The following is a 7,921-nucleotide window of genomic DNA, read 5'->3' as shown; positions in this document are numbered from 1 at the left end:
CCTGCGGCTTGATCGTCTGCATCCTCATATCTCCGGTAACAAAGCCTTTAAGCTGGCCGGATTTCTGCCGCGCTTCAGAGCATCCGGCCGCCGTACGCTGCTGAGTTTCGGCGGCCCGTACTCCAATCATCTGCATGCTCTTGCAGCCCTCGGGCAGGCGCTGAATATTCCGGTGATTGCGTTGGTACGCGGCTATGCACATCTGCCGCTGACGGCTACGTTGCAGGATTGCCAGAGCTGGGGAGCTGAACTGGTTTTTGCCGATAAAAAAACTTACGCCCGCCGTTATGATCCGCAATGGTGGCAGGAGCTGGCTCAGCACTACGATGCCTTTGTGATTCCTGAGGGCGGCGCAGGTGATGCCGGAGAGCAGGAGTGCCGGCAACTGGCGCCATTGTGCGCAGACTACGATCAGGTCTGGCTGGCGGTTGGCAGTGGTACAACGGCACTGGGACTGGCGAAAGGGCTGCAGGAACAACGGATTGATTGTGAACTGGTCGGGGTGAATGCGGTTGCCGATCAGGGTGAACGCCTGCGCGCCTGGCAGCAGGCGATGCCGGCGGATGTACGCTGGCGCCTGCTGGATGATGCTCATCTGGGTGCGTTCGGACGTACTTCGCCAGAGCTGCTGGCGCTGATTGAACGCTATGATCGTCAGCATCTGCCACTGGACCCGGTGTATACCGCCAAACTGTTGCTGGCCTTTGAGCAGGCCCTGATGACTGAATCCGCGAACGCCCGGATTTTACTGATTCACAGCGGCGGGTTGCAGGGGCGTCGCGGCTATTCGCTGTAATGTGCTTTTAAATCTGACCTCAACTAACCCGACCTTAGCCCAGCCCGATCTTAGCCCAGCTTAACCGGCAGATTCTTATGGGTGCCGTTCTGCGGCCAGTCATCCGGCATAATCAGCCAGCGCTGCTGTTCGGCCCAGCCGTATGGACCTTCTTCTGTCTGTATCACGCAGCAGGGATAGGTCAGATGACGGAAATGCGTGCGCAGATACTCAAGTAACTCCTCCCGGCCGATGCTGAAAGCCGCCAGCGCCGGGCTCAGCCACTGCGGTTTGGCCAGCACGTACCAGCGCCCCTGTGGCAGATAATCGGCGGCCTGCCGGGCATGGCACCAGTGTCCGCGCCAGTGACGGGCCGACACTTCCGCCGGCAGGCAGGCCTGATACTGCGGGTTGGCCGGATAAAACAGGCAGCCGCGCATCACCGCCAGACTGGTCTGCGGCTGCCAGTTCAGCGCAGCCAGTTGTTGCTGTGCCTGCGGATTCTGGCGCATGGGCAGCTGATGTTCATGGGTATGGCGGATCTTGCGTGCCAGCAGATCGGCGCGGTTGGGGCCGATCCAGTGCTGGCCCTGTTCATTGCCGTAGCCAAGATAGAATTTCAGCGCCAGCTCCAGATGCCATTGCTGGCGGCCGTCATCCAGCAGCAGGTCCAGCTCACCGAGGGTTTTGCCCTGATCAATAATCTGCACATTGGCCTGAAAACGGATGCCACTGAGTTGCAGATATTCCTGCCACAGCTGCTCAAATATTAATCCCAGACGCGGACTGCTGAAGTCCGGAGCCAGATTGCTCAGTTGGGCAGCCAGAGGTTGCCAGTGATCGGGCAGCCAGGGTTGCTCAGTCGGGCTCCAGTCACAGTCGAGCAGGGGCGGGCCGAACAGGCTCCAGATCAGGTCGCGCTGATGCTGGCCGGGCAGGGCGAAGTAGGAATGATCAGCGGCAAACAAGCGTTTTTAACTCCTCTGTGGTATAAATCGGGCCATTATTCGCAGGGCTGCAGCCAGCCGTTCTGCCTATCGCCCACTTAAATGCCAGGTCGCAGTAATGGAAGAATTTCGTAACATCGGCATGATCGGCCGTCTGAACAGCAATAAAGTGATTGAGACGGTTAAGCGTCTGTCCCGTTATCTGATCGATGAAGGCTATCACGTTATTCTTGATGACCGTATTGCTGAAGTGATGCCGGGTCATGGCATGCAGGTCAGCAATGTTAATCTGCTCGGTGAGATCTGCGATCTGGTGATTGTGGTGGGCGGTGACGGCAGCTTGCTGGGTGCCGCGCGCGCACTGGCGCGTTTTAATACCCCGGTGCTGGGGATTAACCGTGGCCGCCTGGGGTTCCTGACCGATATCAGCCCGGACGAAACTATGTTCGATGCGGTGCAGGATGTTCTTAATGGCGAATACGTCAGCGAGATGCGCTTCCTGCTCGATGCTGAGGTAAAGCGTGATGGCAATCCGATTGCCACCGCCGCGGCGCTGAACGATGTGGTGCTGCACCCGGGTAAGTCAGCACGGATGATTGCTTTTGATCTGTGGATTGAAGGCCAGTACGTTTATAACCAGCGTTCCGATGGTCTGATTGTATCGACACCAACCGGCTCGACCGCGTATTCGCTCTCCGGCGGTGGCCCGATTATGCACCCGAAGCTGGATGCGCTGGTGCTGGTGCCGATGTTCCCGCACACGCTTTCCAGCCGGCCGATTGTGGTTGACGGCAAGAGCGAAATTAAAATCGTGATTGATTCGGATCTGGGTATTTACCCGACCATCAGTTGTGATGGCCAGACGCATATTCCCTGTGCGCCCGGCGACAGTATTACCATCCGCAAAAAAGCCCATAAACTGAAGCTGATTCACCCCAAAGGCCACAATTTCTATGAAATTTGCCGGACTAAACTGGGCTGGAGTAGCAACCTGGGGGATTAAGTATGCACCAGGGTTACGATTTAATCGGTGACATTCACGGCTGTGGCGAAACGCTGATCGAATTGCTGGAGCAAATGGGCTACAGCAAACGTGGTGGCGTGTACCAGCACCCGAAGCGCAAGGTCGTTTTTCTCGGCGATATTGTTGATCGCGGACCGCATATCCGTCTCGCCTGTCATGTTGTTCGCGATATGGTCGATGCCGGTCATGCCGACATAGTGATGGGTAATCACGAATACAATGTGGTGACCTATTGCACCGAAGCGCCGCCGGGAATGCGCCAGCCTTTTCTGCGTCCGCACACCAAACGCAACAGCTTTATTGTCGAGCAGACACTGGAGCAGTTTGCTAATTATCCGCACGAGTTTAATGAATTTCTCGACTGGTTTATCGATCTGCCGCTGTTCCTTGATTATGAGCACTTCCGCGTGGTTCATGCCTGCTGGGATCAGGCCATGATTGACGAATATCTGCGCCGTTATGGCAGTAATAAGCTGCATAAAAATATGCTCGCCGAGTCGGTGAATACCAGTTCATTTATTTATAAATTTCTCGACCGCATGCTGCGCGGCACATCACTGAAACTACCCGATGGCCGTTCAATGACAGCCAAAGACGGTATGGTGCGGCAGTTTTTCCGCACCAAATTCTGGGAAGGTGATCCGGAGCGCTACAGCGATGTGGTTTTTCAGCCTGATCCGCTGCCTGATGATATCGAACACGCTTTATTAAGCGGTGAAGAACGCGACCAGTTGCTGTTTTACGGCCCGCAGGAAAAACCGCTGTTTATTGGCCACTACTGGATGCAGGGTTTACCTGCGCCCATTGTGCCTAATATCGCCTGTCTTGATTACAGTGCGGTTAAATACGGACGTCTTGCCGCGTACCGTATGGATACCGAACGCAGTTTGCAGCCGGGTAAATTTACCTGGGTGCGGGTAGAAAAGAGCGAGCGCTGATGGAGCCTGTGCTTGTGCTGGTCGCACCGGCCGGTGTGGATTTATCGCCGCTGACTCAGCGTCTGTGGGCCGAACGTATAGCGCACAGAGTCATTGATCAGGCGGATGGTCAGCAGTGTTTATATCTGGCCGATGGCCGTCATGCGCCGCAGGTTAAGCAGTGGCTGGAAGAATGGCAGGCAGGGCAGATCACTCCGCTGCCTGCGGAAGCGGTTGAACCTAAGCTGTGGCAGGGATTACTGCAGTTACTGGCAACACCGCTCAGCACCTTTATTTTATTGTTGTTACCGGCCGTATTTATCTGGATGCATTTTTCAACCGGCTGGCAAAGCTGGGTCAGCGCAGGCGCAGATTATTGGCCAGAGCAACGCTTTGATCCGGGTGTTTACTGGCAATTAGGTGTCTGGGAATTATGGCGGCCAACCTTGCTGCATTTTTCACTTCTGCACTTGCTGTTTAATTCGCTCTGGTGGTGGATTCTGGCCAGAAGAGTAGAGCAGCATGAGGGCGTTAAGCCTCTGCTGGTTCTGCTGCTGGTTTGCGGTCTGATGGGCAATATGGTGCAGTGGTGGTATGCCGGGCCGGCATTTGGCGGGATTTCCGGCGTCACTCTGGGATTGCTTGGCTGGGTTGGATTCCGTCAGCGCCGGCGCAATATCGATTATCAGATTCCGCGCATGTTATTACCGGTCATGGTGGGCTGGTTGTTGCTCACCATCAGTGCCGATACCTTAGTGCCGGGATTATCCGGTACCGCGCATGGAGCGCATTTAGGCGGACTGATCAGTGGTTTTATTCTGGCTATGCTGTGGCCGGTTAAAACCGTCAGCCGTGATACTGAATTTAAGTAAGAAAAGACACTGCCGCTGTGTGCAGGTCTGTAATGAGGTTGCTATGACACTTGAACAACTTATTAAATCCCTGACGCCTGAAATCTACCAGAATCTGCGCAATGCGGTAGAGCTGGGACGCTGGCCTGATGGCCGTAAGCTGGAGCCTCAGCAGCGAGAACTGTGCATGGAAGCCATTATTCATTATGAACAAATTCACGACCTGCCGGCGGAGCAGCGCGTGGGTTATATGGAAGATGCCTGTAAATCGTCAGGTAAAGATGATCACGACGATGTTCAGACACTGACCCTGCAGTAATTTATGACTCAGATTCTGGCCAGTGGCCTGCTCAGTAAAATGGCCCTGCAGGCCGGCGAACACGATGACGTTGTGCAGTATCAGCTGGTGCTGGACGATCAGCGGCTGGATTTAAATCCGCTGATTGGCCGTCATATTGAAATGACCTACAGCGGTGCCATTCACTGCAGTCATTGTGGGCGGCGTACCAAGACCAGTTTCAGTCAGGGCTATTGTTACCCCTGCTTTACCTCGCTGGCGCAATGCGATTCGTGCATGATGAGCCCGGAAAAATGCCATTTTTCGGCGGGTACCTGCCGCGAGCCTTCGTGGGCAGAGCAGGTTTGCTTTAACGATCATATTGTCTATCTGGCGAATTCTTCCGGATTAAAAGTGGGTATTACCCGTGCCACACAAATGCCGGTGCGCTGGCTGGATCAGGGCGCAGCACAGGCGTTACCGATTGCGCGGGTTAAAAATCGCCGCTTGTCAGGTTTGATCGAAGATTTACTGCGTTCGCAGGTAGCCGATAAAACCAACTGGCGCACCTTGCTGAAAGGCCCGGCCGCTGTTCTCGATTTAGCGGCAGAGCGTGATCGTCTGCTGAGTGAGTTTTCCCAGCCGCTGGCTGAACTTGAACAGCGCGAAGGTGTGGGCAGTGTGCAGCTTCTGCACGACGCCGATGTCTGGCAGTTTGACTACCCGGTCAGTCAGTATCCGGGCAAAATCAGCAGTTTTAATTTTGATAAAAATCCTCAGGTCAGCGGTCGTCTGCTGGGCCTTAAGGGGCAGTATTTAATACTGGATGGTGGTGTGATTAATTTACGTAAATTCAGCTCATACCATATTTCATTTGCGTTAAAGGATTAAGTCTATGCGTGATGCACAGCCAACAGCCATTTATCTGAAAGACTATCAGCAGCCGGACTACTGGATTGAGCGCACTGAGCTGACCTTTGAATTACAGGATGAATATACCCTGGTGACGACGCTGCTGGATCTGGTGCGCAATGATCAGGCAGCGGATGGCGCTGATTTGCTGCTTGCCGGTCAGGATCTGGAACTGATAAGTCTGGTGCTGGATGGTCAGACTCTTACCACCGAACAATATGAGCTGGGTGATGAAAGCCTGACCGTGAAAGGCATACAGCAGCGCTCACAACTGGCCATCACAACCCGGATTTATCCGGCAAAAAATACCGCCCTCGAAGGCCTGTACCGTTCCGGTGGTATGTACTGCACCCAGTGTGAAGCTGAAGGTTTCCGCCGCATTACCTATTATCTCGACCGTCCGGATGTGATGTCGGTTTTTACTACGCACATTATTGCCGATGCGGCGCAATTTCCGGTGTTGTTATCTAACGGCAACCTGATTGCTGACAGCGTTGATAATGGTCTGCATAAAGTGACCTGGCACGACCCGCATAAAAAACCAGCCTATCTGTTTGCGCTGGTAGCCGGTGATTTACGCGTTAAAGAAGACCGCTTTACCACCATGAACGGGCGTGATGTGGCACTGAAAATTTTTGTCGAGCCCCAGAATATCGATAAAACCGACTATGCCCTTGATGCATTAAAACGCTCCATGCGCTGGGATGAAGAAGTGTATGGCCGCGAATACGATCTGGATATTTTTATGATCGTCGCCGTCGATGACTTCAATATGGGCGCGATGGAAAATAAAGGACTGAATATTTTCAATTCGTCCTGTGTTCTGGCCAATCCGGCGACCGCCACCGATGCTGCCTATCAGCGTATTGAGGCCATTGTTGCGCACGAATATTTCCATAACTGGTCGGGTAACCGTGTTACCTGTCGTGACTGGTTTCAGCTGAGCCTGAAAGAAGGTTTTACGGTGTTCCGTGATGCCTGTTTCTCGGCTGATATGAATTCCGCCACGGTTAAACGTATTGAAGACGCAAACATTATGCGCACCGTACAGTTTGCCGAAGACGGTGGGCCGATGGCGCACCCGGTGCAGCCGGATTCTTTTATCGAAATTTCCAACTTCTACACCGTCACCATTTATGAAAAAGGTGCCGAAGTGGTCGGCATGCTGCACAAAATTCTCGGCAAAGACGGTTTCCGTAAAGGTTCCGATCTGTATTTTGACCGCCACGATGGCCAGGCCGTTACCATTTATGATTTTGTGCAGGCGATGGAAGACGCTAACGGCGTTGATCTGACCCTGTTCAAACGCTGGTATAAGCAGGCGGGTACACCGCTGGTGACGGTCAGCAGTGAATACGATGCGGATGCTCAGCAGCTGCGGCTGACACTGACTCAGCGCTGCCCGGATACACCGGGGCAAAGTAATAAACTGCCGCAATGGATTCCGGTGCAGCTCGGTCTGATTGGCGCTAATGGAAAAGACCTGGCTATTCATGTTGAACCGGCTTCTGCCTGGACAGAAAGCAGTCAGGTGCTGCACCTGACCGAAGCTGAACAAACCTTTGTCTTCAGTGATGTTGCAGAACAACCACGCTTATCGCTGTTCCGTGATTTTTCGGCACCGGTGAAAGTGGAATTCGAACAGTCCGCCGACGATCTGCTGTTTTTACTGCAGTATGACAGCGATGGCTTTAACCGCTGGGATGCCGGTCAGCGTCTGCTGTTGAGCTGGATTAATGCCGCCCAACAGGGCAATTTTGAATTACGCCCGGAAGTACGTGAAGTTTTTGCCCGTCTGCTGGCTGATGAATCACTCGATCCGGCGATGGTCAGCTGTCTGCTGACACTGCCATCGGAAGCCTATGTGGCTGAATTCTCTGCCGAGGTTGATCCACTGGCGATTCATGCGGCGCGTAAACAGGTGCATCAGGCGATTGCTGAATCGCTGAGTGAAGAATTTGCCGCCTGTTATCAGCGTTTGCAATCGGAGGCTCCTTATGCACCAGAACCAGCACAGATGTCGGCGCGCAGTCTGAAAAATCTGGCGCTGGCATATTGGGTGAAGGGCAGTACTGTTGGTCTGCAGCAGGCCGTCAGCCAGTATCGCAGCGCGGATAATATGACCGACCAGATGGCCGCGCTGGTGGCAGTCGTCAACAGCGGTGATGCCGCGCAGGCAGAACAGTTGCTGGCCGATTTCTATCAGCAGTGGTCACAG

General features: G+C 54.0%; 8 protein-coding genes. 7 read left to right on the top strand and 1 reads right to left on the bottom strand.

Going from position 1 to position 7,921, the window contains the following annotated elements; translation table 11 throughout:
* Positions 1-796, top strand: a 796-nt coding sequence (locus tag B3P58_RS06015; protein WP_286716498.1) for a 1-aminocyclopropane-1-carboxylate deaminase/D-cysteine desulfhydrase, incomplete at its 5' end; no start/stop codon positions are given.
* 50 nt (positions 797-846) lie between these two features.
* On the opposite strand, the gene B3P58_RS06010 is transcribed toward B3P58_RS06015, so the two are convergent.
* Positions 847-1,743, bottom strand: coding sequence for a DUF1853 family protein (locus B3P58_RS06010; RefSeq protein WP_230330633.1), 897 nt, complete (start codon positions 1,741-1,743; stop codon positions 847-849).
* Between the two features lie 97 nt (positions 1,744-1,840).
* Between B3P58_RS06010 and B3P58_RS06005 the strand changes: the two genes are divergently transcribed.
* From B3P58_RS06005 to pepN, 6 genes are all read left to right on the top strand, one after another.
* The gene (locus tag B3P58_RS06005; RefSeq protein ID WP_145469448.1) at positions 1,841-2,725 is read left to right on the top strand and encodes an NAD(+) kinase; all 885 of its coding nucleotides are present in this window, start codon (positions 1,841-1,843) and stop codon (positions 2,723-2,725) included.
* Between the two features lie 2 nt (positions 2,726-2,727).
* Positions 2,728-3,684 carry a metallophosphoesterase gene (locus tag B3P58_RS06000; protein WP_145469449.1) on the top strand — a complete coding sequence of 319 codons (957 nt, stop codon included), beginning with the start codon at positions 2,728-2,730 and terminating at the stop codon, positions 3,682-3,684.
* Positions 3,684-4,535 (top strand): rhomboid family intramembrane serine protease, encoded by an 852-nt coding sequence (locus B3P58_RS05995; protein ID WP_230330632.1) that lies wholly within the window; start codon positions 3,684-3,686, stop codon positions 4,533-4,535. The genes B3P58_RS06000 and B3P58_RS05995 overlap by 1 nt, the downstream gene beginning before the upstream one ends.
* A gap of 43 nt (positions 4,536-4,578) precedes the next feature.
* Complete coding sequence (locus tag B3P58_RS05990; RefSeq protein WP_145469451.1) at positions 4,579-4,833, top strand: YeaC family protein; 255 nt, start codon at positions 4,579-4,581, stop codon at positions 4,831-4,833.
* 3 nt (positions 4,834-4,836) lie between these two features.
* Complete coding sequence (locus tag B3P58_RS05985) at positions 4,837-5,682, top strand: DUF2797 domain-containing protein (protein WP_230330631.1); 846 nt, start codon at positions 4,837-4,839, stop codon at positions 5,680-5,682.
* 4 nt (positions 5,683-5,686) lie between these two features.
* A partial coding sequence (gene pepN, locus B3P58_RS05980) for an aminopeptidase N (protein WP_286716497.1) occupies positions 5,687-7,921 on the top strand: 2,235 nt, incomplete at its 3' end.

The sequence above is a fragment of the Thalassolituus sp. UBA2009 genome (genome assembly GCF_002335285.1).
Taxonomy (GTDB): domain Bacteria; phylum Pseudomonadota; class Gammaproteobacteria; order Pseudomonadales; family Oceanobacteraceae; genus Venatoribacter; species Venatoribacter alkanivorans.
This window is presented reverse-complemented; position numbering and strand designations above follow the sequence as displayed.

Coding starts and splice junctions, on each gene's coding strand:
- B3P58_RS06005 (WP_145469448.1), top strand. CDS start 1,841: ATGGAAGAATTTCGTAACATCGGCATGATCGGCCGTCTGAACAGCAAT.
- B3P58_RS06000 (WP_145469449.1), top strand. CDS start 2,728: ATGCACCAGGGTTACGATTTAATCGGTGACATTCACGGCTGTGGCGAA.
- B3P58_RS05995 (WP_230330632.1), top strand. CDS start 3,684: ATGGAGCCTGTGCTTGTGCTGGTCGCACCGGCCGGTGTGGATTTATCG.
- B3P58_RS05990 (WP_145469451.1), top strand. CDS start 4,579: ATGACACTTGAACAACTTATTAAATCCCTGACGCCTGAAATCTACCAG.
- B3P58_RS05985 (WP_230330631.1), top strand. CDS start 4,837: ATGACTCAGATTCTGGCCAGTGGCCTGCTCAGTAAAATGGCCCTGCAG.